This window comes from Rhizorhabdus sp. P4_G5 (assembly GCF_056401065.1).
Map to the genome: position 1 here is coordinate 40974 of NZ_JBFUKB010000009.1, position 22415 is coordinate 63388.

At 63.2% G+C, this 22415-nt stretch carries 17 protein-coding genes, 1 tRNA gene and 1 pseudogene; 13 read left to right on the forward strand and 6 right to left on the reverse strand.

Features of this window, described 5'->3' with window-relative positions; genetic code table 11:
* Window positions 1-7: 7 nt before the first annotated feature.
* Genes trbL through AC1DQK_RS15830 form a run of 6 tightly spaced genes read left to right on the forward strand, consistent with a single transcriptional unit; the run spans window position 8 to window position 4616 of the window.
* Window positions 8-1312, forward strand: coding sequence for a P-type conjugative transfer protein TrbL (gene trbL, locus AC1DQK_RS15805; RefSeq protein ID WP_477872207.1), 1305 nt, complete (start codon window positions 8-10; stop codon window positions 1310-1312).
* A 19-nt stretch (window positions 1313-1331) separates the two neighbouring features.
* Window positions 1332-2132 (forward strand): conjugal transfer protein TrbF, encoded by an 801-nt coding sequence (gene trbF / locus AC1DQK_RS15810; protein WP_477872209.1) that lies wholly within the window; start codon window positions 1332-1334, stop codon window positions 2130-2132.
* Complete coding sequence (trbG, locus tag AC1DQK_RS15815; protein ID WP_477872211.1) at window positions 2129-2971, forward strand: P-type conjugative transfer protein TrbG; 843 nt, start codon at window positions 2129-2131, stop codon at window positions 2969-2971. Before trbF ends, trbG begins: the two co-directional genes overlap by 4 nt.
* Window positions 2968-4188, forward strand: coding sequence for a TraB/TrbI/VirB10 family type IV secretion system protein (locus AC1DQK_RS15820; protein WP_477872213.1), 1221 nt, complete (start codon window positions 2968-2970; stop codon window positions 4186-4188). Before trbG ends, AC1DQK_RS15820 begins: the two co-directional genes overlap by 4 nt.
* A gap of 9 nt (window positions 4189-4197) precedes the next feature.
* Window positions 4198-4407 carry a DUF2274 domain-containing protein gene (locus tag AC1DQK_RS15825; protein ID WP_477872215.1) on the forward strand — a complete coding sequence of 70 codons (210 nt, stop codon included), beginning with the start codon at window positions 4198-4200 and terminating at the stop codon, window positions 4405-4407.
* Complete coding sequence (locus tag AC1DQK_RS15830; RefSeq protein WP_477872217.1) at window positions 4404-4616, forward strand: helix-turn-helix domain-containing protein; 213 nt, start codon at window positions 4404-4406, stop codon at window positions 4614-4616. The genes AC1DQK_RS15825 and AC1DQK_RS15830 overlap by 4 nt, the downstream gene beginning before the upstream one ends.
* Before the next feature lie 451 nt (window positions 4617-5067).
* On the opposite strand, the gene AC1DQK_RS15835 is transcribed toward AC1DQK_RS15830, so the two are convergent.
* From AC1DQK_RS15835 to AC1DQK_RS15850, 4 genes and pseudogenes are all read right to left on the reverse strand, one after another.
* A complete protein-coding gene (locus AC1DQK_RS15835; RefSeq protein WP_477872219.1) occupies window positions 5068-7098 on the reverse strand; it encodes an elongation factor G in 2031 nt (676 codons plus the stop codon).
* Window positions 7099-7498: 400 nt separating this feature from the next.
* Window positions 7499-7865 (reverse strand): annotated as a pseudogene (locus tag AC1DQK_RS15840) (site-specific integrase); the annotation flags it as partial.
* 455 nt (window positions 7866-8320) lie between these two features.
* Window positions 8321-8611, reverse strand: a complete 291-nt coding sequence (locus tag AC1DQK_RS15845) for a hypothetical protein (protein WP_477872221.1) — start codon at window positions 8609-8611, stop codon at window positions 8321-8323.
* An 88-nt stretch (window positions 8612-8699) separates the two neighbouring features.
* Window positions 8700-10484 carry a chloride channel protein gene (locus tag AC1DQK_RS15850; RefSeq protein WP_477872223.1) on the reverse strand — a complete coding sequence of 595 codons (1785 nt, stop codon included), beginning with the start codon at window positions 10482-10484 and terminating at the stop codon, window positions 8700-8702.
* A gap of 73 nt (window positions 10485-10557) precedes the next feature.
* Here AC1DQK_RS15850 and AC1DQK_RS15855 point away from each other — a divergent pair, with 73 nt between their 5' ends.
* Window positions 10558-10971: a MarR family winged helix-turn-helix transcriptional regulator gene (locus AC1DQK_RS15855; RefSeq protein ID WP_477872225.1), complete on the forward strand. Its 414-nt coding sequence runs from the start codon at window positions 10558-10560 to the stop codon at window positions 10969-10971.
* A 229-nt stretch (window positions 10972-11200) separates the two neighbouring features.
* Window positions 11201-11785: a YdeI/OmpD-associated family protein gene (locus AC1DQK_RS15860; protein WP_477872227.1), complete on the forward strand. Its 585-nt coding sequence runs from the start codon at window positions 11201-11203 to the stop codon at window positions 11783-11785.
* Window positions 11786-11994: 209 nt separating this feature from the next.
* Here the strand turns inward: AC1DQK_RS15860 and AC1DQK_RS15865 are convergent, their stop codons facing one another.
* Window positions 11995-13224 carry a tyrosine-type recombinase/integrase gene (locus AC1DQK_RS15865; protein ID WP_477872229.1) on the reverse strand — a complete coding sequence of 410 codons (1230 nt, stop codon included), beginning with the start codon at window positions 13222-13224 and terminating at the stop codon, window positions 11995-11997.
* Between the two features lie 177 nt (window positions 13225-13401).
* Window positions 13402-13488: transfer RNA gene (locus AC1DQK_RS15870), tRNA-Leu, on the reverse strand.
* A 115-nt stretch (window positions 13489-13603) separates the two neighbouring features.
* Here AC1DQK_RS15870 and AC1DQK_RS15875 point away from each other — a divergent pair.
* From AC1DQK_RS15875 to gltB, 5 genes are all read left to right on the forward strand, one after another.
* Complete coding sequence (locus tag AC1DQK_RS15875) at window positions 13604-14542, forward strand: complex I NDUFA9 subunit family protein (RefSeq protein WP_477872231.1); 939 nt, start codon at window positions 13604-13606, stop codon at window positions 14540-14542.
* Window positions 14543-14547: 5 nt separating this feature from the next.
* Window positions 14548-15348, forward strand: a complete 801-nt coding sequence (locus tag AC1DQK_RS15880) for an undecaprenyl-diphosphate phosphatase (RefSeq protein WP_477872233.1) — start codon at window positions 14548-14550, stop codon at window positions 15346-15348.
* Window positions 15349-15629: 281 nt separating this feature from the next.
* The gene (locus AC1DQK_RS15885) at window positions 15630-17072 is read left to right on the forward strand and encodes an NAD(P)-dependent oxidoreductase (protein WP_477872235.1); all 1443 of its coding nucleotides are present in this window, start codon (window positions 15630-15632) and stop codon (window positions 17070-17072) included.
* Window positions 17072-17824 carry a DUF2059 domain-containing protein gene (locus tag AC1DQK_RS15890; RefSeq protein ID WP_477872237.1) on the forward strand — a complete coding sequence of 251 codons (753 nt, stop codon included), beginning with the start codon at window positions 17072-17074 and terminating at the stop codon, window positions 17822-17824. Before AC1DQK_RS15885 ends, AC1DQK_RS15890 begins: the two co-directional genes overlap by 1 nt.
* On the forward strand, window positions 17821-22359 hold the full coding sequence (gltB, locus tag AC1DQK_RS15895; protein ID WP_477872239.1) for a glutamate synthase large subunit: 4539 nt from the start codon (window positions 17821-17823) through the stop codon (window positions 22357-22359). Before AC1DQK_RS15890 ends, gltB begins: the two co-directional genes overlap by 4 nt.
* Window positions 22360-22415 lie beyond the last annotated feature (56 nt).

The window sequence follows — 22415 nt, forward strand, 5'->3', positions numbered from 1 at the left end:
GAGCGAAGTGAACGATCTCAGCGTCATCGACCGGTTCATGCAGGCCTTTATTCGCTATATCGACAGCGGCTTTGGGTTGCTGGGTGGCGACGTCCACTTCCTGACCGTCACGCTGATCGGCATCGACATCACGCTGGCCGGCCTGTTCTGGGCGATGGGCGGCGAAGACAATGTCATCGGCCGCTTCATCAAGAAGATCCTCTACGTCGGCGCGTTCGCGTTCATCCTGAACAGCTTCTCGACCCTGGCCGACATCATCTTCAAGTCGTTCGCGCAGGCCGGGCTCACCGCTGGCGGCGGAACCCTGTCGGCGGATGATCTGCTCAAGCCCGGCCGCGTCGCCTCGACCGGATTCTCGGCCGCCTGGCCACTGCTCCAGCAGGCGTCGAGCATGATCGGGTTCGTCAGCTTCTTCGAGAATTTCCTGACGATCGCAGTCCTGCTGTTTGCTTGGGTGATCGTCATCCTCGCCTTCTTCATCCTCGCCGTGCAGATGTTCGTGACGATCATCGAGTTCAAATTGACCTCGCTGGCCGGCTTCATCCTCGTGCCCTTCGCACTCTGGAATCGCACCAGCTTCCTCGCCGAGCGCGTGCTCGGCAACGTCGTCTCGTCGGGTATCAAGGTCATGGTGCTGGCCGTGATCGTCGGCATCGGCTCCAATTTCTTCGCCGAGTTCACGACATCGATGCAGGGGCAGGAACCCGATCTCGGCGCAGCGATGAGCCTGACGCTCGGCGCGCTCGCGCTGTTCGGCCTCGGGATCTTCGGCCCCAGCATCGCCTCGGGCCTCGTGGCTGGCGCGCCGCAGCTCGGTGCCGGCGCCGCGCTCGGTACAACGGTCGGCGCGGCGGGCGTCACCATGCTTGCCGGCGGTGCGACGATCGGCGCTGCGCGAGCGATCGGAGGCAGCGCATTGGGCGCTGTCCGGGCCGGTACGACTATGGGTACGGCGGCTTCGGCCTCCTACCAACTCGGCCAGACTGCAGCCGGATCTTCGAGCGTCGGCGCCGGCATCGGCGGCATGACGCAGGCGGCCGGCAACGCGATGCGCCAGAAGGCCTCAGCAGCGCTGGGATTGTCGGAAGCCGCCGAGCGCGGCCGCGACGCCGCCTGGTCCGCTCTCAATGGCGACGCCGGTTCTACCGGATCAGCTTCGGGCGCCGGCGGCGATGGCGCGCCGTCCTGGGCACGCTCGCTGCGCCGCCAGCAGGACGCCCGTCACCACCGCCATGTCGCCATGCAGGCACTGAAGGAAGGCGACCGCGGCGGCGCATCCGCCACCCCCGACATCAAGGAAAGGGAAGACTGAGCCATGATCTTCATGCCCCATGTTCTTTAAGCGCGCCGTCCAGCGTTACGCGCAAACGCCCGAGTCCGAGACGCCCTATCAACGCGCCGGCCAGGTCTGGGACGACCGCATCGGATCGGCCCGCGTCCAAGCCCGCAACTGGCGCCTGATGGCGTTCGGCACGCTGTCGCTGTCGACAGCCATGTCGGGCGCGCTCATCTGGCAGTCGCTGCAAAGCCGGGTCACGCCCTATGTCGTCGAGGTCGATCGCCTCGGCGAGGCACGGGCTGTGACCGAAGCCGAAGCGGGATATCACCCGACTGATCCCCAGATCGCGTGGCATCTGGCGAAGTTCATCCAGAATGTCCGCGGGGTCTCGCTCGACCCGGTGCTGATGCGCCGCGATTGGCTGTCCGCCTATGACTTCACCACGACGCGGGGGAGCCAGTTCCTCGGCGACTATGCCCGGGCAGCAGACCCTTTCGCCAGGATCGGCGAGCGCACCGTGTCGGTCCAGGTGACCAGCGTCGTCCGGGCATCGGATCGCTCGTTCCAGGTGAAATGGACCGAGACCGCTTATGAGCGCGGCAGCGAAGCAGGCTCCTCCCACTGGATCGGCATCCTGACGATCCTGACGAAGCCTCCGGTATCGGCCGACACACTCCGCAAGAACCCGCTCGGCATCTACATCGACGCGATCGACTGGAGCCGCGAACTCGAGCCCGCGGCGTTGACTGCGCCCGCGCGCGCCGCCCAGCCGCCCAGCAACGTGCCGCTCGGCTCGCCGCTCGACCCGAACCTTGCCGCTCAATCGACCGTCAATACGGAGACCCAGCCATGACTAGAACTCTCACAGCCGCCGCGCTGCTGGCGCCTTGCCTGATCCTCACCGCCCAACCCGCAGAGGCGACCACGTACAAAACCACGCCGGTCGCCGCCGCCAACCGCGCAGCGACGATCGAACCGGTCGCGCAAGGCTTCATCAACGCTCTGCAGGTTTATCCGTTCGCCGACGGCATCATCTATCATGTCATCACCGCCCCGGAGCGGGTGACCGACATTGCCCTGCAACCTGGCGAGGCGCTGGTCGCCGTGGCAAGCGGCGACACTGTGCGCTGGGTGATCGGCGATACCAGCAGCGGGTCGGGCGCGGAGAAGCGGACGCATGTCCTGGTGAAGCCGTTCAGTGCTGGCCTGTCCACCAACCTCGTCATCACCACCGACCGGCGCAGCTATCATATTGCGCTGACCAGCACGACGAAGACCGCGATGGCGGCGCTCTCCTGGACCTATCCCCAGGATGCGCTGATCGCATTGAAGCGCGCCGCCGCAGCGACCGAGGCGGCGGCCCCAGTAGCAGCCGGGATCGAGGTCGAGCAGCTTCACTTCAACTATGTCGTCTCCGGCGATCGACCGGCCTGGCGGCCGTATCGCGCTTTCGATGACGGGCGGCAGACCTTCATAGAATTCCCCGCAACGCTGGCGGTTGGCGAGGCGCCGCCGATCTTCCTGGTGGGCGCGAAGGGAGAGGCCCAACTCGTCAACTATCGCGTGAAGGACCGCTTCTACGTCATCGATCGGATCTTCGACGTCGCCGAGCTTCGTCTCGGGACAAAGCACCAGCAGATTGTCCGCATCAGCAGGGTGGCGGAAGGCGCGCCCAAGAGGTGGGGATCATGACCGTCGAGGCGGCAGTTCCACCGGCACCCGAAACCCCCGCCTTGCCCGGCAAGGTGGACCCGGAAACGCTGGCGCTTCGCGCCCAGCCTGCGGGGGCGATCCGCTTCAAGCGAGGAGCCGTCGTGACAATCGCAGCACTCGGCTCCGTCAGCCTGGTCGCGACGGCCTGGGTCGCGCTGCGGCCGTCCGCACTACACCTTGCTGGACAGGCCGACGACCAGACGGTCGCGGCGAAGGCGCCGGCTGATACGCTGAACGGGCTTCCGGGCAGTTATGGCGACGTGCCCAAGCTCGGACCTCCACTGCCGGGCGATCTCGGCCGGCCCATCCTCGATCATCAGCGTGCCATGGGCATCGAGCCGGCGAGCGGCGACCCGGCGCGCGCGGACCAGGCTGCCGCGACCGAACGGGATCGACGGGCAGCAGAGCTAAAGGCGGCGCGCGAATCGGGATTGCTGGTGCAATCCGGCAACCGCACCGATCCGACCCGCAGCGCGGATGCGACACCATCTTCTCCCCCGGTAACGGCTGCGGAGAAGGACCGGCTCGCGATCGATCCAGATCGCGATCCCAATGCCCAGCAGCGCAAGGCCGACTTCGTCGCGGCGCGCGACACCGGCGGCGACGTAAACGAGCATCGGTTGAACCCACCGGCGTCGCCGGACATGCTGTCAGCTGGCAGCGTCATCGCCGCCAGCCTGATCACCGGCCTTCGATCCGACCTCCCCGGCTTGGTCACCGCCCAGGTGACAGAACGGGTCTTTGACAGCGCAACGGGCAACACCCTTCTCATTCCGCAGGGCGCGCGGCTGATCGGCAGTTACGACAGCGTCGTAGCCTTCGGCCAGAAGCGCGCGCTGGTCGTGTGGCAGCGGATCATCTTGCCGGACGGCAGCTCAATCCCCCTCGACAACGTGCCGGCAACGGATCCGTCGGGCTATGCCGGGTTCGCTGACAAGGTGGATTTCCACACATGGACGCTGCTCAAGGGTGTCGCGATCTCGACGTTGCTCGGCGTGGGCGCGAACGTGACCATCTCCGGGGAGAGCGATCTCGTCCAGGCGATCCGTGAATCTACGCAGCAGAATATGTCCCGCGCCGGCGATCAGATCACGTCCCGCAACCTTCAGATCCAACCGACCATCACGATCAGGCCCGGTGCGCCGATCAGGCTGGTCGTGCACCGCGATCTCATTTTAGCGCCTTGGCGCGGATAGGAGGAGACAATGCTCAAACTTCCCAGGTTGCCGGACCGAACTCCTGTAAAGCTAACAATCACCGTAACGCCTGATATGAATCAACTCCTGATCGACTATGCCGAGGCGTACCGGGAAACCTATGGTCGATCTGAGGTCGTGGCCGATCTGGTTCCGTACATGTTGCGATCCTTCCTCGAGAGCGACCGGGCGTTCTCACGCGCTCGGACGAAGCCATGACCGCGCCGTGTTCCTCCGCCGGGGAGGCAGCTTCCGAGCCGCTCGGCGTAGAGCCGCTGACCGTACGCATTGCGACGGCCGTGCAGCTTACCGGCATCAGCCGCTCCAGATTGTACGAACTGATCCAGTCCGGCGATCTCGAGACGGTCAAGGTGGGACGGTCGACCTTAATCCCCTTCAAAAGCTTGAAGGCACTCACCCGTTGCTAACCGTCACATTTTCGTGCTGTTCGCGGTAATAGAGAGCCGGCGTCTCTGTATAGGCGTTCGCATATAGTGCGTGTTTGGCGATCATGAAGCAGGAATGCCGGGTTCCGCGTGAGGTTGCGATCGTCGCCCGCGCTGACGCGCAGTCGTTTGTGAAAACGGTAGGCCTCAGAGTCGATGAACGCTTGCACCTCCGGATTGGCGAACATGCATCGCACAGCGCAAGCAGCTTATGAGCGATCAGCGTCGTGGTAGCGGTGGGGCTCCGCTTTTGCGTTTTTATGCACACGGTTAGGCTGAAAAGTAATTCGTCGCTGCGAATTTATGTGTTCGGCCTCTGCGATAAGTCTTGTCGAAGGCGTTCCCGTTCAAGCGCGTGATCGCGCAACGACAGCTCGAAAAATCGCAACGACGGGACATAAGGCGCATGTGGCGTGGGCCCAGCCATTGCGGGTCACGCGGGTTTGGGCGTGTGCTGGATTATCACACAGGCGAGCTTTTCGCTGAGTTCCGCGAGATGGTCGAAGCGCGTCTCGTAATGCGCCATGCCTTGGCTCAATGATCGTAGTTCGGGCTCCAGTCCGGGAAGTTCAGCCTCGGGCAGCAGCAACTCGATCACGTCCCAGCGAGACCAGCCTTCGAGCGGCGCTATCCCTAGCACCTGGCCGCGTCGGCCGGTCGCCGCAGACGTGATCCGCGAAACGGCGCTGCTCGGCGTCCGAACGGTAACGTGTGCGAGCGGCTCGAGCAGATAGGGCGCGGCCTCGGCCAGAGCTTCCGCCATCGCGATCCGACCGGCGGTGCGAAAGGCGAGTTCCGAACTGTCGACGGAATGATAGGAACCGTCGAGCAGTGCAACCGCGACGTCGACGACCGGAAAGCCGAATGGCCCGCGCATCATTGCATCGCGCACGCCCTGCTCGACGGCAGGAATCCATTGCCGGGGGATCGCGCCCCCGGTGATCCGTTCCTCGAACCGAAAGCCGTCGCCGCGCTCGAGCGGGCGGAGCTCGATGATGACATCACCGAACTGGCCATGGCCGCCGGATTGCTTCTTGTGGCGGCCATGCTTCGTCACCGTCCTGCGGATCGTTTCCTTATAGGCGACCGCCGGCTGACGCACCGTTATGACAACGCCGTAACGCCGTTTCAGGCGGGCCTGGACGACGGCCAGATGCTCGTGATTGAGCCCGCGGAGCAGCGTCTCCCGCGTCGCCTCATCAAGCCCCCAGCGCACGCCGGGATCCTCCTCCACCAGTCGATTGAGCGCTGTCGACAGCCGCACCTCGTCCTTATGGTCGGTGACGGTGATGGCTAGCGCGCAATTGCCCTGTGGCCGCTGCGCCCCATGTGCGACGGCATGTGGGCGCCCCGCCGCGCCGAGCCGGTCACCCGCCTGGACGGCCTCCGCCTTGGCGATGCCCACGATGTCCCCCGGCTCGGCCTGGTCGGTCTTCGTGGTCGCGGCTCCATGCAGCGAGAATAAGGAGCCGATACGCATCGGATTCCCGTCGGGGCTTAACAGTTCGGCTCCCTCGGCGAGCGGCGCACCGAAGACACGCGCGAGCGCCAGCCGGCCGACCGCGCTGCCATGTGTGACCTTGAAGACCTGCGCCGCTGCACCGTCGATACCAAGTCGATCCTCGGTCAGCGCGGCGACGGGCGCATCATGGCGGAGCATTTTGAGCAGGCGGCGGATGCCGAACCCATTGAGCGCCGAGCCAAACAAGATCGGTACGATCAGCCCCGCGGCAGTCTCACGCGCGAGATCGCCGAAGACGATGTCGGGGCTGGGCGCCTCGTCGTTCAACAATTGCTCAAGCAGCGCATCGTCATGATCCGCCAGTTGTTCGAGCATGTGGAAGCGTGCCTCAGTCTCATCGCTCCGCAGATGGGCGGCCAGCGGGACCTGTGTCGAGCGGCGGCCCGGCTGATAATGATAAGCCCGCTCCAGCGCGAGATCGACAAAGCCGGCTACGCGTTCGCCGGCCCTGATCGGGATTTGCCGCGCCACCAGCGTCGTGGCGCTCAAGGGCTGGAGCGCGGCAAGCAGATCCTCGATGCTGCCGCTCGCCTGATCGATCTTGTTGACGAAAAGCGCGTGCGGGAGGCGGAGCGCTTCCAGTCGTCGCAACGTCGGTTCGACCAGCGGCGCACGCGCCGGATCGGGATCAATCACCACCAGCGCCAGATCGGCCACGGCCAGCGCCATTTCCGCGTCCGCCGCGAAGCCTGCGGAGCCGGGAGCATCGATCAGCGCATAGCCTTCCTTCTTCCATTCGAAGCGCATCAGATTAAGCTCGGTCGAGCCTTTCCGCGCCCGGGCTTCCGGGCTGGCGTCGCCCACGCTGCTGCCGGTATCGACCGCGCCCAACCGGACGGTGGCCCCCGCCGCGAACAGCATAGCCTCGGCGAGGCTCGTCTTGCCTGTGCCGGCGGGCCCGACGATTGCGATGGCTCTGGTGCCGTGAACAGTCCCTTCCATCTTGATCTTCTCCTGCCTGCCTATTTCCCTTGCCGGGAATGGTCCGCTGGAATTGCGAGGATCGACCTCCACACGCCCGAACGCAAGATCGATCGAGCGATCTAAGTGCTCCTGCCGGCGCGCTGGCTCCCAGAGTCGTTCCGAGGGTGATTGAATCGCGAGGGATTCCTAAAGGGCGGTTTTTCTGATTCATCATGGCGGCCGGGTAGGAGGCCGGCATGGATGCGCCCTTATTCTGGAGATTTGCGAGAGCGTTTTTGCCGTGCGCTGGGTCGGGGGATGTCGGCGCGCGCAGCGGCCCGGCATTTGGAAGTGAGTGCGAGCACGGGTGTGCGTTCCCGGATTCAGGCCGATAGGCAGCGAAGAGCGGCCCGCCGTCGCCTTGGAGAGCGTAGCGGGAATCGTCCACCGTGCCTCCCCGATGATCGAGCCAAGCCAAGAGGCTGGCCCGAGCCAGGGAGTATTTCGAACTGAACAGGCCGACCTGTTTTCTGCTGCATGACAATCGCACGCGTTCGGATTTGTCCACCGCTGACAAGGTCGCCGATCTTCATCCGAACCAGGTCGCAGCCCCGAAGTTTGCTGTCGATCGCGAGGTCAAACAGCGCGCGATCTCGCAGGCGGCGACCCTGATTGAGGTAGAAGCGGATTTCCCAAATTTGTTTTGGCTTGAGTGCGCGTTTCGCGCCGACGGTTCTTCCGGCATTCCAGACTTGCCGCTTGATGGCTGTAGGTTCGGTTACAGAATCTCCATGATCGTTCTCCAATGGCCAGAACGGCCATCGGAAGAACGTTTGGGCTGACGGGCTGAAATCTCACGGGGCCTCTGCCGACCAGCTCAAGTCATTCCTATCACAGCGCGTGAATGACCGGTTGTGGCGGAGGCCGGCACAACGGGTCGATGCATAAAAGGGACCCAGATATGTCAAGGGCCGACAGCCCCGTTCGGGTGTCGTGAATTACCTGATTTCCGTCTCCGGGGAGCAGTAAGATGGGGTTCTTGAAGGAAATGGCCGATTTGGCGGCGGCACGGCCTATTACGTTCTGAGGCACGCGCTGATCGTCTGTCTGACCTGCCGGCGTCGTTGTGCAGGGTCTACGATCCCGGGGAATGCTTCTTGCCGTATGCGCCGGACCAGTAAGCGAAGTGCCGCCCTATCTGGTTGCCGCTGTGTGCCGATAGCGGCAAGGAGCGCCGGATAAAACCAGCAACGCAGCGCCATTACTTACCATCCCGTTCAAGTGTGTCCGAACCCAGATTGTTGTTTCGGGCCGTGAGCCACAAGAAGAGTACGCCGAACAGCCCATATGCCGCGCATAGTCTGACAAAACCGCTTTGGGTCAGGCCGCTCAGCAGAACGATCGCCAACAGCCCGAGAACCAGAAACGCCGCCCAATTGCCGTGGTCCAAGCGGTTTGCCACACCTGACGCGAGCCAGCACACCAAGACGACAACCAGGAGACTGCCGAAAACGGCACCAATGGCCTCAAACGTTCCGGCAATCAGTAACATGGGTCGTCCTTTCCAGCCTGACCCCGCTAGAGATGCTATCTCGCAGCATCCTCTCCCTACTAATTTATATCGTAGTGCGATACAAATATCAAGCGCCAGCTCCTTTCTTTGTTCCGCCGACATGCCGGGTCCGCTCCGTTTCTCCGGCACGAATCCTGTGTCGTGCCTTGAGCAAATCTTGGCGCGAGAGAATGCCGACAACCTTGCGGCTATCGGGATCAACGATGGGAATGCGGCCGATGCCGGATTGAACGATCAGGTCGGCCACAACGCCGCTGGGACTGTCGGGAAAGGCAGCAGGCTGTGACGCATCAGAAAGGCTTTCGGCAAGCAACGTCGCCTGATCACAACCCTCCACTTCCCACCGCAATACGTCGCTGCGCGAGACAAGGCCCACCAAGCGCCCGCTCTTATCGATGACGGGATAGCTGCGATGGCGAGCTTCCTTCTCGAAGAAGTCGATGACCTCGCACACCGGCATATCGCCAGCAAGCGTCTCCGGTTCGGCGGTCATCAAATCCCTCACCTGCAACAGATCCAATGCATCGACGCTATATTCCTGAAGGATATGCCGCCCACGCCGCGCGATCTTCTCCGTCAGGATCGAACGGCGCATCAACAGGACGCTGATCGCGTAGGCGGAGACCGCTGCCGCGTTGCAGAACGGAAGTGCCGCGAACTGCCCGGTCAGCTCGGCCGCGAACAGCGCCCCGGTTATAGGCGCGCGCATCGCGCCGCTCATAATGCCAGCCATGCCTATCATGGCCCAAAAACCGGGGTCTCCAGGCAGGAACTGGCCCATGAGGCAACCCAGCGCCCCGCCTAGGATCAAAAGCGGCGCCAGCACGCCGCCTGACGTTCCTGATCCCAACGCGATCAGCCAAACCAGGCCCTTCACCACCAGAAGCATGATGATGGCGCGCATTCCCAGGCTATCGCCCAGCAGGGCATGGATATTGCCGTAGCCCGCGCCCAACACTTGAGGCTCGACCAGGCCGCCTAGCCCGACTGCGATCGAACCCAATGCAGGCCACCACATCCAATGCACCGGCAGATGATGAAACCCGTCCTCGATCCAATAGAGTGCCTTTGAAAGCAAGGTCGCCTGCAGACCCAGCAGCAGGCCCATACCCAATGCACAGGCCAGCGACCATGATCCGGTTGGCAGCGGGAGATCGGCCGCGAACATCGGGCCATCGCTAATAAGCAGCGGTCGCCATGTGAAGGAAACGAGGACCGCAAGGACAACCGGCACGAAGCTGCGCGGCTTCCACTCGAACAACAGCACCTCGATCGCCAGCAATATGGCAGCGAGGGGTGTCCCGAATATAGCGGTCATTCCCGCCGCCGCGCCGGCAACGAGCAATGTCTTGCGCTCCGCTGCGCTCAGGTGGAAGCATTGCGCGAACAGCGAGCCAATTGCCCCGCCCGTCATGATGATCGGTCCTTCAGCGCCAAAGGGTCCGCCGCTCCCGATGGAAATCGCGGACGATACGGGTTTGAGAATTGCCACCTTCATCGACAGTCGGCTTTCACCGAATAATATTGTCTCGATCGCTTCGGGTATCCCGTGTCCGCGTATCTTTTCCGAGCCGAAGCGGGCTATCAGCCCGACAATCACACTGCCGATCATGGGGATGACGAGGACAGCCATCCCGACAGCATTGTCCGCCATGTTGACTTCCGCGAACGACAGGCGACCGAACCAGAACAGGTTTGTCGCCAGCGCGATCAGATTGAGGAGAACCCATGCACTTACTGCGCCGCCACTCCCAACGAACAGCGCCATTGCGGCCAGCATGATCATGCGCCGATCCGCGCTATGGTCGCCCAGCCTGACAGCCTCGGCAGAAGAGGAGGCTTCCCGAATCATATAAAAACCCTCTTTGTAGAAGTAGCTCGGCGCGGCTATATCGCAGTACGATATATTTCAACATGTAGGTGCTATGGAAACGAAAGAAGGAGAGTTGAATGATGCCGATTATGCCGCGCTGGCGGATTTGCGGTTTGCCCTGCGGCAATTTCAGGCTTTCAGCGACGAACGGGCAACGCAAGAGGGCCTGACGCCCCAACAGCATCAGGCCCTCCTGGCGCTACGCGCTGCCCCCATTGATGACGCTACAGTCGGGTTCGTTGCCCGGCGCTTGCTGTTGAAGCCGCATAGCGCAACGGGTTTGGTCGATCGGTTAGAGAAGCAGGGGTTCGTAACCCGGCATTCGAACGATGATGACCGGCGGCGCGCCCAATTGCGGCTGACGCCCCAAGCTTTAGAGATTCTGTCGAAACTCTCGAGCGCCCACAGGGACGAAATTCGGCATCTTAGCCCCCTGCTCACCGAAATGCTGGCCCGTTTTGTTTGACATGCCCGATGTCAAACGAACGGCTTAGGCTGCATCGAAGCGTCAGGAATCACATGATGGAAGCACAGCGACGTTGGCGCTAGGGTTTCCAGCTTCAGGTGTCCGAAACCACCTGTTTGTCGTGCAAGCACCGCAAGGCGAGGTTGGAAGGAAAGGCGAATGGCAACTATCCGACGGATGGTTGTGAAGCCGACCTTTCCCGATCCACGGATCGCGGTAAAGGCAGAATATGACCAAATTCCACGCCGGCCTTCCGATAGTCTCCTTTCCTGATCAGGCAGCACTGGAAAGTTGGCTGCTACAGCAACCCTGCGATTCCGACGGTGCATGGATAAGATTTCGCAAGAAAGGTTCTGGCGTCGTCAGCGTCACCAAGGCCGAAGCGGTCGACAGTGCTCTTTGCTATGGCTGGATTGAAGGTCAGCTCGACAAATATGACGCTGATAGTTGGTTGATACGCTTTACACCACGCAGACCGCGCAGCAAGTGGTCGGAAGTCAATAGGAAACGCGCGCGGCAGCTGATCACGGCGGGGCGCATGCAGAGTGCCGGGCAATCGGAAATCGATAAGGCGAAGGCGGATGGCAGATGGGAAGCTGCATATGCGCCGGCTAGCAAAGCTGAGGTTCCACAGGATTTGCAGGCCGCGCTCGATGCGAATCCCAAGGCGCGAGCTTTCTTCGGTACGCTCACGGGTGCTAACCGATACGCAATCTTGTATCGAATCGACGCGGTGAAAAAAACCGAGACCCGAGCCCGGAAAATCGAGGATTTCGTTCGCATGTTAGAACGCGGTGAAACTCTTCACAAATGAGATAACGCCGAAAGTTACCGGGTCGACGGCTTTCGGGTTCGGCTTCATCCGCGATAAAGCGCTGCACGCGGCCCACGAACGTCGGATCCTGGCGAGAGTGGTCGTTCGGCGTAGCTATCGGGCGGCAGAAAAGTCCCGCTTTTTGTCGCAATTGAAATATCCGCGAGAGCGCTGGCGGTCGACCGACCGCCAGCGCAAGAGGGCACGATTCAATACACACGGCGGGCGGAAGGAAAATTCGGCCCCAGGATTTTGCCACCATCGCGCAGTTCGTCGAGATAATCGGACCAGCGCTGCATCATCGCCACGCGCTCGTCCCAATATTCGCCGCGGGCATAGGCGCGCCGGACCTGGTTGGTGTCGACGTGCGCAAGCTGCCGCTCGATCGCATCGGGGTTCCATTCGCCCATCTCGTTCAGCAGCGTGGCAGCCATCGCCCTAAACCCGTGGGCGGTCATCTGATCGGTGGTATAGCCGAGCCGTCTCAGCCCTTGGTTCACTGCATTCTCCGACATCGCTTTGCGCGGCCTACCGAGGCATGGGAATAGATATTTCCACCAGTGCGTGTGCTCGTGCAGTTCCTTCAGCATCGCGATCACCTGCCGCGACAGCGGCACCCGGTGGGGCCTGCGCATTTTCATCCGCTCGGCCGGAATGAACCAGATGGCTTCATCGAAGTCGATATCGGTCCATTCGGCCTGCCTGAGCTCTCCAGGACGCAGCAGCACGTGCGGAGACAGCCGCATGGCCATGACTGTGACCTTGTGCCCGGTATACCCATCGATGGCTCGCAGTAGCGCGCCAACCTCGGAGGGCTTGGTGATGGCGGCGAAGTGCTTGACCTTCGGCGCGGCGATTGCACCGCGCAAGTCGGCAGCGACATCCTTGTCGCATCGCGCGGTCGCGACGCCATAGCGGAAGACGCGGCTCAGAACGCTTCGCATCCGCCGCGCGCTTTCATAGGTACCGGTGGCTTCAACCTTGCGCAGGACGGCGAGCGCTTCGTGCGGAGTGATCTGGGCGATCGGGATGCTGCCGATCACCGGGTAAGTCTTGGCGAGAAGCCAGCGGATTTTGTCGATGGTGACCGGCGTGAGACCATCACGTTCGCATTTGACCAGCCATTCCTCAGCGACCGCTTCGAACGTGTTTGCGGCGGCATATTTGGCGGCGATCCGCGCGCGTTTTTTCTCGAGCGACGGATCGATGCCGTTGGCGACTTGCTTTCGAGCCTCGTCGCGGCGCGCACGTGCATCGGCGAGGCCGGTGCCGGGCCATGATCCAAGGTGGAGCGTCTTCTGCTTATCGAGATAGCGGTAGTTCCACCGCCAGAGCTTCGACCCGTTGGCTTGGACGGTGAGATACAGCCCTTGAGAATCACGCAGGTTGTAGGGCTTCGCCGCAGGCTTTGCGGCATTGATCCGGATGTAGGTCAGCATGGTCGTTTTTCCCAGCAAGCCGGGTCGATCCGAGACCATCAAAAGCACCAACAAAATGTTGGTGCTGCTGGTGGTGCTAGCCGGATTTCGCCGGACGATGTCTGGCGATTATCATCGAAAAAATGCTGTTAAACCAGCGGCTTACTGGACGTTCCTGGACGTATCCAGAGCCAGTATTGGTGCCCAGGAGAGGACTCGAACCTCCACGGCCTTGCGGCCACTGGCACCTGAAGCCAGCGCGTCTACCAATTCCACCACCTGGGCATTCGGAGCGGAGGCCGGGCGGATAGCGGTGAGGTCGAGGGCTTGTCAACCGTCTTGTCAACGGCCGTCCCGCAAGGCAATGCGGAGCAAATCTGATCATCAAGGGAATATGACGATGAGCCGTCTTGTCACGCTGTTTGGCGGTGGTGGATTCCTCGGCCGCTATGTGGCGCAGGAATTGCTGAAGGCCGGCGCCCGCGTTCGGATCGCCGAGCGCGACCCGTCCGACGCATGGTTCCTCAAGCCGCTCGGCGGCCTTGGCCAGACGCAGTTCCTGCCGGCCAGTGTCATCCGGCCGGCCACGCTTGCGGCAGCGGTCGAAGGCGCCGATGCGGTCATCAATCTCGTCGGCATCCTGAAGGGCGATTTCGACGCGGTTCAACACAAGGGTGCGGCCAATGTCGCGGCTGCCGCGCAGGCCGCGGGCGCCGATACGCTGGTTCACATATCGGCGATCGGCGCCGATCCCGAATCCCCATCGGCCTATGGTCGGAGCAAAGGGCAGGGCGAGAGCGCCGTGCGTGCGGCTTTCCCGGCCGCGACGATCGTCCGGCCATCGGTGGTGTTCGGGCAGGAAGACTCCTTTCTCAATCGATTTGCCGCCATGCAGCGCCTGCCGTTCGTTCCGGTGCTGCGGGGCGAGGCGAAGTTCCAGCCGGTATGGGTCGTCGATGTCGCGCGGGCGATCGCAGCGGCCGCGATGGATCCCGCAGCGCATGCCGGCAAGACCTATGAACTGGGCGGACCGCAGGTGATGACGATGGCCGAACTCAATGTCTGGCTCGCACAGGCAACCGGTAGAAATCCCACTTTTCTGCCTGTGCCGGACGCCGTGGGCGCTATCCTGGCCAACGTCGCCGGAGTCCTGCCCGGGGCACCCATCACCCGCGATCAATGGAGGATGCTGCAGAAGGATAATATCGTTTCGCCCGGCGCCAAAGGCTTCGAGGCATTCGGCATCTCGCCCACGCCGATGGAGGCGGTCGCGCCAGCCTGGCTGGTCCAGTATCGGCAGCATGGGCGCTTCGCCTCCCACGGCAAGTCGGTGGCCTGAACGGGATGGAACTGTCACTGCTGTCGATCATCCTCCTCGGCATCGTCGAGGGGCTCACCGAATTCCTGCCCGTGTCCTCGACTGGCCACCTGATCCTGGCTGGCGAGGTCATGCAGGTGCCGCAGGGCACCGAGACCTTCGATATCGTCATCCAGCTCGGTGCGATCCTTGCCGTCGTCGTGCTCTACCGCCATCGCTTCGCGGCGGTGCTGGCCGGACTTGCCCGGCGCGATCCCCCGGCGATCCGCTTCACGCGCAATGTGCTGGTCGGCTTTCTGCCGTCGGCCGTCATCGGCGCGGTCGCCTATGGCGCGATCAAGGCGCTGCTGATGACTCCGATGGTGGTGGCGGTCGCGCTGATCCTGGGCGGCATCGCGATCCTGGTCATAGAGCGGAGCGTGCGCCAGCCGAGCTGCGACAGCGTCGAGGGCATGTCGCTCAGGACCTCGCTGGGGATCGGGTTCATCCAGTGCCTGTCGATGATCCCGGGTGTGAGCCGCTCGGGTGCCACGATCATGGGCGCACTGACCCTGGGCGTGGAGCGCCGCACCGCTGCGGAATACAGCTTCTTTCTCGCGATACCGACCATGGTCGGCGCCACCACCCTCGCGCTGTGGAAGGCGCGGCACGAGCTTGGCGACGCCCAGGCCACCGCTATTGCGATCGGTTTCGTCGTGTCGTTCATTGTTGCGATGCTCGTCATACGCTGGTTTCTGAACGTGGTGACGAAGCACGGCTTTGCGCCGTTTGCCTGGTATCGCATCGTCGTCGGTTCGGTCGCACTGGTCTGGCTTATCGCCAGATAGGGCCAACTCGGACTTATTTACCGCCCGAAGCAAACTGTCTGTTGGCAATTTCGTTGATTTCCACAGGAAATAGGTAAGCTATACTGCCTTATTGTGCGAAAAGCACGTGACTCGGTCCTGTTTCCATGACAAGGAGACGGCAGGCCTTTATCGCCATGGCAGATGTGATCGGATAGCCGGCACTCATGGCAGATGCAGGTCCCAACGTAGGGAGAGCTGTAACGTCCCGACGGATGCGCGCGCGCTTCCGGCTGCGGCGGCGGCTCTGGCGGGGCAGTTCGATGGCAGACGATCCGATGCTGAAGTTCGTGGGCGTGGGGCAGGCCTTCCCGCCAAAACGTGCCGCCGATGCGCGTGTGGCCGATTTCGCCGAGATCGCCCCGAAATATGCTTCGCCTCAAGCCGAGGAACAGGCATCGCGCTGCTCGCAATGCGGCGTGCCCTATTGCGCGACGCATTGTCCGCTCCACAACCATATCCCCGATTGGCTGCGGCTCACGACCGAGGGGCGGCTGCGCGAGGCTTATGAACTTTCGAACGCCACCTCGACCATGCCGGAAATCTGTGGCCGCATCTGCCCGCAGGACCGGCTGTGCGAAGGCAATTGCGTCATCGAGTTTTCGGGGCATGGCGCGGTCACGATCGGCTCGGTCGAGAAATATATCACCGACACCGCCTGGGAAAATGGCTGGGTGGAGCCGGTGGCGGTTGGCCCTGCGCGCGGCCAATCGGTCGGTGTGATCGGTGCCGGCCCAGCGGGCCTTACGACTGCCGAGCTGATGCGCGCACGCGGTTACGAGGTGCATGTCTATGACCGGCATGATCGCGCCGGCGGCCTGCTCACCTATGGCATCCCGGGCTTCAAGCTCGAAAAGCCGATTGTCATGCGCCGCGTTCAGCGGCTGAAGGACGCCGGTATCATCTTCCATGAAGGCTTCGAGGTCGGCCGCGACGCTTCGCTCGCCGAATTGCGCGGTCGCCACGATGCGCTGCTGATCGCCACCGGCGTCTACAAGCCGCGTGCGATCAAGGCGCCGGGCGTCGGCGCGGCGGGGGTGGTCGAGGCGCTCGACTATCTCACCGCCTCGAACCGCAAGAGCTTCGGCGATGCCGTGCCTTCGTTCGACGACGGCTCGCTCGACGCGAAGGGCAAGAATGTCGTGGTTATCGGTGGCGGCGACACCGCGATGGATTGTGTTCGGACTGCGGTGCGACAGGGTGCCGCGTCGGTCAAATGCCTCTACCGCCGCGATCGCGCGAACATGCCCGGCTCTCAGCGTGAGACGAAAAATGCCGAGGAAGAGGGCGTCGAGTTCGTCTGGCTGTCCGCACCCGAGGCGTTCGAAGGCACTGACGGCGTCAGTGGCGTGCGTGCGATCAGGATGCGGCTTGGCGATCCCGATGTTTCGGGCCGGCGGACCCCCGAACCCGATCCCGGCAGCGAATTCCGCATCGACGCCGATCTGGTGATCAAGGCGCTCGGCTTCGATCCCGAGGATCTACCCGGCGCCTTCGGCTCCTCTGAGCTGTCGGTGACCCGTTGGGGTACGCTGCGGGTCGATCACAAGTCGATGCAGACGTCGATCGACGGCGTGTTCGCCGCCGGCGACATCGTCCGCGGCGCGAGCCTGGTGGTCTGGGCGATCCGCGACGGCCGCGATGTCGCCGAGCGGATGCATCTTTACCTCAAGACGAAAGCCAAGGCTCAGAAGGTGGCGGCGTGATGCGTGCTATCCTGCTGGCGATCACGCTATTGAGTATGTTGAGCACGCCGTTGATCGCGCAGCCTCCGAGCGCTGCTGCCAAGCCGTCGGCTGAGGCCGTCGCGCTCGGCTATCAGATTGCGCAGGTTACAAATAGCGAAGCGCTGACGCGGACGCAGTTGAACAAGCTATTGGGTGAAACCTTACCAAAGCAATTTGCCGCAAATCCGGATTTCGTCGAGCTGGAGTCTCGCTTTTCTGGCATCTCGGCAGCGTATATCGCAAAGCTGTCCCCATTGATCATCGATGCGGTGATCCCAAAACTGCCTGAGCTATGGGCAAGGATCGGACCGGTTTACGCACGGTCTTTCACCGAAAGCGAACTACGGGAATTGCTTAATTTCTACCGCAGCCCGACCGGTACGCGGATGATCGAAGTCATCGGGAGGCGTGGTGATTTTACGCGGCTTCTCAATGAGGCAATTCAGACGCCTGACGCCAAAATAAGCGCGGAGAGTCTTCGGTCCGGCGTTGATGTAGGCATTCGCTCAATCGGCAGCGAGCTGAGTGCTGCCGATAAGGCGGAGATACAACGACTCGAAAGCTCGCCGTTAGCGCCCAAGATGCTGGCAATCCGGCCTGAGATCACGGAGATCACTGCGGACTGGGGAAATGAGCCGTCGCCCGACAACGAAGCGAAGATCGAGGCAGTTACGAAGGCTTTCTTCGAAGGCTATTTCAAGGACCGCGCCGAAGGAAAGGTCGCCCCATGAGCAATCCCACCGAAAACGATTGGATGGCGTCGGAACGCGAACGCCTCGCCCGCGAAGGCATGTATCGCCCCGAGTTCGAGGGTGACGCGTGCGGCGTCGGCCTCGTCGCCGCAACCGACGGCAAGCCCTCGCGCCGTGTCGTTGCGGCGGCAATCGATGCGCTGAAGGCGGTGTGGCATCGTGGTGCGGTCGATGCCGACGGCAAGACCGGCGACGGCGCCGGCATCCATGTCGATCTGCCGGTCCGGTTTTTCGACGACGCGATCGAATATGCCGGGCATCGGCCGCTGCCCAACCGGCTGGCGGTCGGCATGGTGTTCCTGCCGCGAACCGATCTCGGCGCGCAGGAAACCTGCCGCACCATCGTCGAGAGCGAGATCATCGATTTCGGCTACACCATCTATGGCTGGCGGCAGGTGCCGGTCGACGTGTCGGTGATCGGCGAGAAGGCGCAGCTCACCCGACCGGAGATCGAGCAGATCATGATCGCCGGGCCGATGCCGGACGAGATGTCGCTCGAGGAGTTCGAGAAGAATCTCTACCTGATCCGCCGGCGCATCGAGCGCAAGGTCATCGAGGCGCAGATCCAGGGCTTCTACATCTGCTCGCTGTCGGCGCGCTCGATCATCTACAAGGGGCTGTTCCTCGCGGAGGAGCTGTCGGTTTTCTATCCCGACCTGAAGGACGAGCGCTTCGTCAGCCGCGTCGCGATCTTCCATCAACGCTATTCGACCAACACCTTCCCGCAATGGTGGCTGGCCCAGCCGTTCCGTGCGCTGGCCCACAATGGCGAGATCAACACGATCCGCGGCAACAAGAACTGGATGAAGAGCCACGAGATCAAGATGGCGTCGCTCGCCTTTGGGGAGCACTCCGACGAGATCAAGCCGCTGATCCCCGCCGGCGCTTCGGATACCGCGGCGCTGGACGCCGTGTTCGAGACGATCTGCCGCTCGGGCCGCGACGCGCCGACCGCCAAGCTGATGTTGGTTCCCGAGGCGTGGCAGAACAGCGACATACCCGAGCCGCGCCGCGCGATGTACAGCTATTTCGGTTCCGTAATGGAGCCCTGGGACGGACCTGCCGCGTTGGCGATGACCGACGGCCGCTGGGTCGTGGCCGGGGTCGATCGCAATGCGCTGCGTCCGCTACGGACCACGCGGACCGCCGATAATCTGCTGATCGTCGGCTCTGAAACCGGCATGGTGGTGGTGCCTGAGAGCACCATCATCGCCAAGGGCCGGATGGGCCCGGGTCAGATGATCGCGATCGACCTCGAGGAGGGCCGCCTCTACGGCGACGCCGAGATCAAGGACAAGATCGCCGCCGAGCAGCCTTATGGCGAATGGGTCAAGGGCTTCAGGCTGCTCAAGGATCTGCCGGCGCCGGTCGAGGACATGATCCCGCGCTGGTCCCGGCCCGAACTGCTGCGCCGCCAGGTCGCCGCCGGGCAGACCATGGAGGATATGGAACTCATCCTGAGCCCGCAGATCGAGGAGGCCAAGGAAGCGATCGGCTCGATGGGCGACGACACGCCGCTCGCGGTGATCTCGGACAAGCCCCGGCTGATCAGCCACTTCTTCCGGCAGAACTTCAGCCAGGTCACCAATCCGCCGATCGACAGCTTGCGCGAGACGCGGGTGATGAGCCTGAAGACCCGCTTCGGCAACCTCGCCAACATCCTCGACAATGAGGGGCAGCAGGCCGACGTGCTGGTGCTCGAAAGCCCGGTGCTCCACTGCCGCGACTGGCATACGCTCAAGGAGCATTTCGCCGGTTCCGCCGCCGAGATCGACTGCACCTTCGACGCGAATGGCGGCCCTGACGCGCTGCGCCAGGCGATCACCCGCGTCCGTGCCGAGGCCGAGACCGCGGTGCGCGAGGGCAAGGCCGAGCTGTTCCTGACCGACGAGCATGTCGGGGCCGACCGCGTTTCGATCGCGATGGTGCTGGCCGCTGCCGCGGTCCACACCCACCTCGTCCGCAAGGGGCTGCGCTCCTATGCGTCGGTCAATGTGCGCTCGGCGGAATGCCTCGACACCCATTATTATGCGGTGCTGATCGGGGTCGGCGCGACCACGGTTAACGCTTATCTGGCCGAGGCGGCGATAGCCGACCGCCATGCGCGCGGGCTGTTCGGCGACCGCACTCTCGCGGAATGCCTCAAGCGGCACCGCAAGGCGATCGACGACGGCCTGCTGAAGATCATGTCGAAGATGGGCATCGCGGTGATCTCCAGCTATCGCGGCGGCTATAATTTCGAGGCGGTCGGGCTGAGCCGCGCCCTGGTCAACGATTTCTTCCCGGGCATGCCGGCGAAGATCTCGGGCGAGGGCTATAATTCGCTCCAGCACAACCTGATGCTTCGCCACGAAGCTGCGTTCGACGATGTCGTCGTGTCGCTGCCGGTCGGCGGCTTCTACAAGCAGCGGGCAGGGGGGGAGGTGCACGCCTATACCGCCCAGCTGATGCACTTGCTGCAATCGTCGGTCGCGACTGACAGCTATTCGACCTATCTGCAGTTCGCGCGCGGCGTGCGCGATCTGCCGCCGGTCTATCTGCGCGACCTGCTCGAGTTCAACTGGGCACGCGAGGGGATTCCGATCGATTCGGTCGAGCCGATCACCGAGATCCGCAAGCGCTTCGTAACGCCCGGCATGTCGCTGGGTGCGCTGAGCCCCGAGGCGCATGAGACGCTGGCGATCGCGATGAACCGGATCGGCGCCAAGGCGGTGTCGGGCGAGGGCGGCGAGGACAAGAGCCGCTACACGCCCTATGCGAACGGCGACAACGCCAACTCCGTGATCAAGCAGGTCGCGTCGGGCCGCTTCGGCGTCACCGCGGAATATCTCGGTGCGGCCGAGGAGCTCGAGATCAAGGTCGCGCAGGGTGCAAAGCCCGGCGAGGGTGGGCAGCTGCCTGGCTTCAAGGTGACCGAGATGATCGCCCGGCTGCGTCATTCGACGCCCGGGGTGATGCTGATCTCGCCGCCGCCGCACCACGATATCTACTCGATCGAGGATCTGGCGCAGCTGATCTACGACCTGAAGCAGATCAATCCGCGCGCGCGGGTCTGCGTCAAGCTGGTCAGCTCGGCCGGCATCGGCACGGTCGCGGCCGGCGTCGCGAAGGCGCATGCCGACGTGATCCTCGTTGCCGGCCATGTCGGTGGCACCGGCGCCAGCCCGCAGACTTCCGTCAAATATGCCGGCACGCCATGGGAAATGGGGCTGTCGGAGACCAACCAGGTGCTGACGCTCAACGGGCTGCGCCACCGCGTCAAGCTGCGCACCGACGGCGGCCTCAAGACTGGGCGGGACATCGTCATCGCCGCGATCTTGGGGGCGGAGGAGTTCGGAATCGGCACGCTGTCGCTGGTGGCGATGGGCTGCATCATGGTGCGCCAATGCCATTCGAACACCTGCCCGGTCGGCGTCTGCACGCAGGACGAGTCGCTGCGCAAGAAGTTCGTCGGCACGCCCGAGAAGGTCATCAACCTGATGACCTTCATCGCCGAGGAAGTCCGCGAGATTCTCGCCAAGCTCGGCGTGCGCTCACTCGACGACATCATCGGCCGTACCGAGCTGCTCCGTCAGGTCAGCCGCGGCGCCGAGCATCTCGACGATCTCGATCTGAACCCCGTGCTCGCCAAGGTCGATGCCCCGGAGGGCAAGCGCCGCTTCAACATCCCGACCTTCCGCAACGAAGTACCGGACAGTCTCGACGCGCAGATGATCCAGGATGCCAAGGCGGTGTTCGAGCGGCGCGAGAAGATGCAGCTCACCTATACGGTGCGGAATACCCACCGCGCGGTCGGCACCCGCTTCTCGGCCGAGATCACCCAGCGTTTCGGCATGTCCTCGCTCGCCGACGGCCATGTCCATATCCGGCTCCGCGGATCGGCAGGCCAGTCGCTTGGCGCGTTCGCGGTCAAGGGCATAACGCTCGAAGTGTTCGGCGACGCCAACGATTATGTCGGCAAGGGGCTGTCGGGTGCGATCATCGCGGTCCGGCCGATGGTGTCGTCGCCGCTCGAGACAAAGTCGAATACGATCATCGGTAACACCGTGCTGTACGGTGCGACGGCGGGCAAGCTGTTCGCGGCGGGGCAGGCGGGCGAGCGCTTCGCGGTCCGCAACTCGGGTGCGACCGTGGTGGTCGAAGGCTGTGGCGCCAATGGCTGCGAATATATGACCGGCGGCATCGCGGTGATCCTGGGCCGGGTTGGCGAGAATTTCGGCGCGGGCATGACCGGCGGCATGGCTTTCGTGCTCGACGAGCATGGTGAGTTCGAGCGCCGCGCGAATCCGGACAGCATTCTCTGGCAGCGCTTCGCTTCGATGCATTGGGAGATGCGCTGCAAGGCGCTGATCGCCGAACATGCAGAGCGCACCGACAGCAAATGGGCGCACAGCGTGCTCGACGACTGGGACCGCTGGCGCGATTACATTTGGCAGGTCTGCCCCAAGGAGATGGTGAGCCGGCTGGACTATCCGCTAAGCGATGCCGAAGCGCAGGTCGTGGCGGCGGAATAGAAACAAGCGGCCTCCCTCCTCTTCGGGCAGGGATGTAAGAGTGGGATGCGGTCGTC

What these genes read in the sequence shown, in the direction of transcription:
- trbF (WP_477872209.1), top strand. Translation starts at nt 1,332, where the DNA reads ATGTTCTTTAAGCGCGCCGTCCAGCGTTACGCGCAAACGCCCGAGTCC.
- trbG (WP_477872211.1), top strand. Translation starts at nt 2,129, where the DNA reads ATGACTAGAACTCTCACAGCCGCCGCGCTGCTGGCGCCTTGCCTGATC.
- AC1DQK_RS15820 (WP_477872213.1), top strand. Translation starts at nt 2,968, where the DNA reads ATGACCGTCGAGGCGGCAGTTCCACCGGCACCCGAAACCCCCGCCTTG.
- AC1DQK_RS15825 (WP_477872215.1), top strand. Translation starts at nt 4,198, where the DNA reads ATGCTCAAACTTCCCAGGTTGCCGGACCGAACTCCTGTAAAGCTAACA.
- AC1DQK_RS15830 (WP_477872217.1), top strand. Translation starts at nt 4,404, where the DNA reads ATGACCGCGCCGTGTTCCTCCGCCGGGGAGGCAGCTTCCGAGCCGCTC.
- AC1DQK_RS15835 (WP_477872219.1), bottom strand. Translation starts at nt 7,098, where the DNA reads ATGGAAGGGACTGTTCACGGCACCAGAGCCATCGCAATCGTCGGGCCC.
- AC1DQK_RS15845 (WP_477872221.1), bottom strand. Translation starts at nt 8,611, where the DNA reads ATGTTACTGATTGCCGGAACGTTTGAGGCCATTGGTGCCGTTTTCGGC.
- AC1DQK_RS15850 (WP_477872223.1), bottom strand. Translation starts at nt 10,484, where the DNA reads ATGATTCGGGAAGCCTCCTCTTCTGCCGAGGCTGTCAGGCTGGGCGAC.
- AC1DQK_RS15855 (WP_477872225.1), top strand. Translation starts at nt 10,558, where the DNA reads ATGGAAACGAAAGAAGGAGAGTTGAATGATGCCGATTATGCCGCGCTG.
- AC1DQK_RS15860 (WP_477872227.1), top strand. Translation starts at nt 11,201, where the DNA reads ATGACCAAATTCCACGCCGGCCTTCCGATAGTCTCCTTTCCTGATCAG.
- AC1DQK_RS15865 (WP_477872229.1), bottom strand. Translation starts at nt 13,224, where the DNA reads ATGCTGACCTACATCCGGATCAATGCCGCAAAGCCTGCGGCGAAGCCC.
- AC1DQK_RS15875 (WP_477872231.1), top strand. Translation starts at nt 13,604, where the DNA reads ATGAGCCGTCTTGTCACGCTGTTTGGCGGTGGTGGATTCCTCGGCCGC.
- AC1DQK_RS15880 (WP_477872233.1), top strand. Translation starts at nt 14,548, where the DNA reads ATGGAACTGTCACTGCTGTCGATCATCCTCCTCGGCATCGTCGAGGGG.
- AC1DQK_RS15885 (WP_477872235.1), top strand. Translation starts at nt 15,630, where the DNA reads ATGGCAGACGATCCGATGCTGAAGTTCGTGGGCGTGGGGCAGGCCTTC.
- AC1DQK_RS15890 (WP_477872237.1), top strand. Translation starts at nt 17,072, where the DNA reads ATGCGTGCTATCCTGCTGGCGATCACGCTATTGAGTATGTTGAGCACG.
- gltB (WP_477872239.1), top strand. Translation starts at nt 17,821, where the DNA reads ATGAGCAATCCCACCGAAAACGATTGGATGGCGTCGGAACGCGAACGC.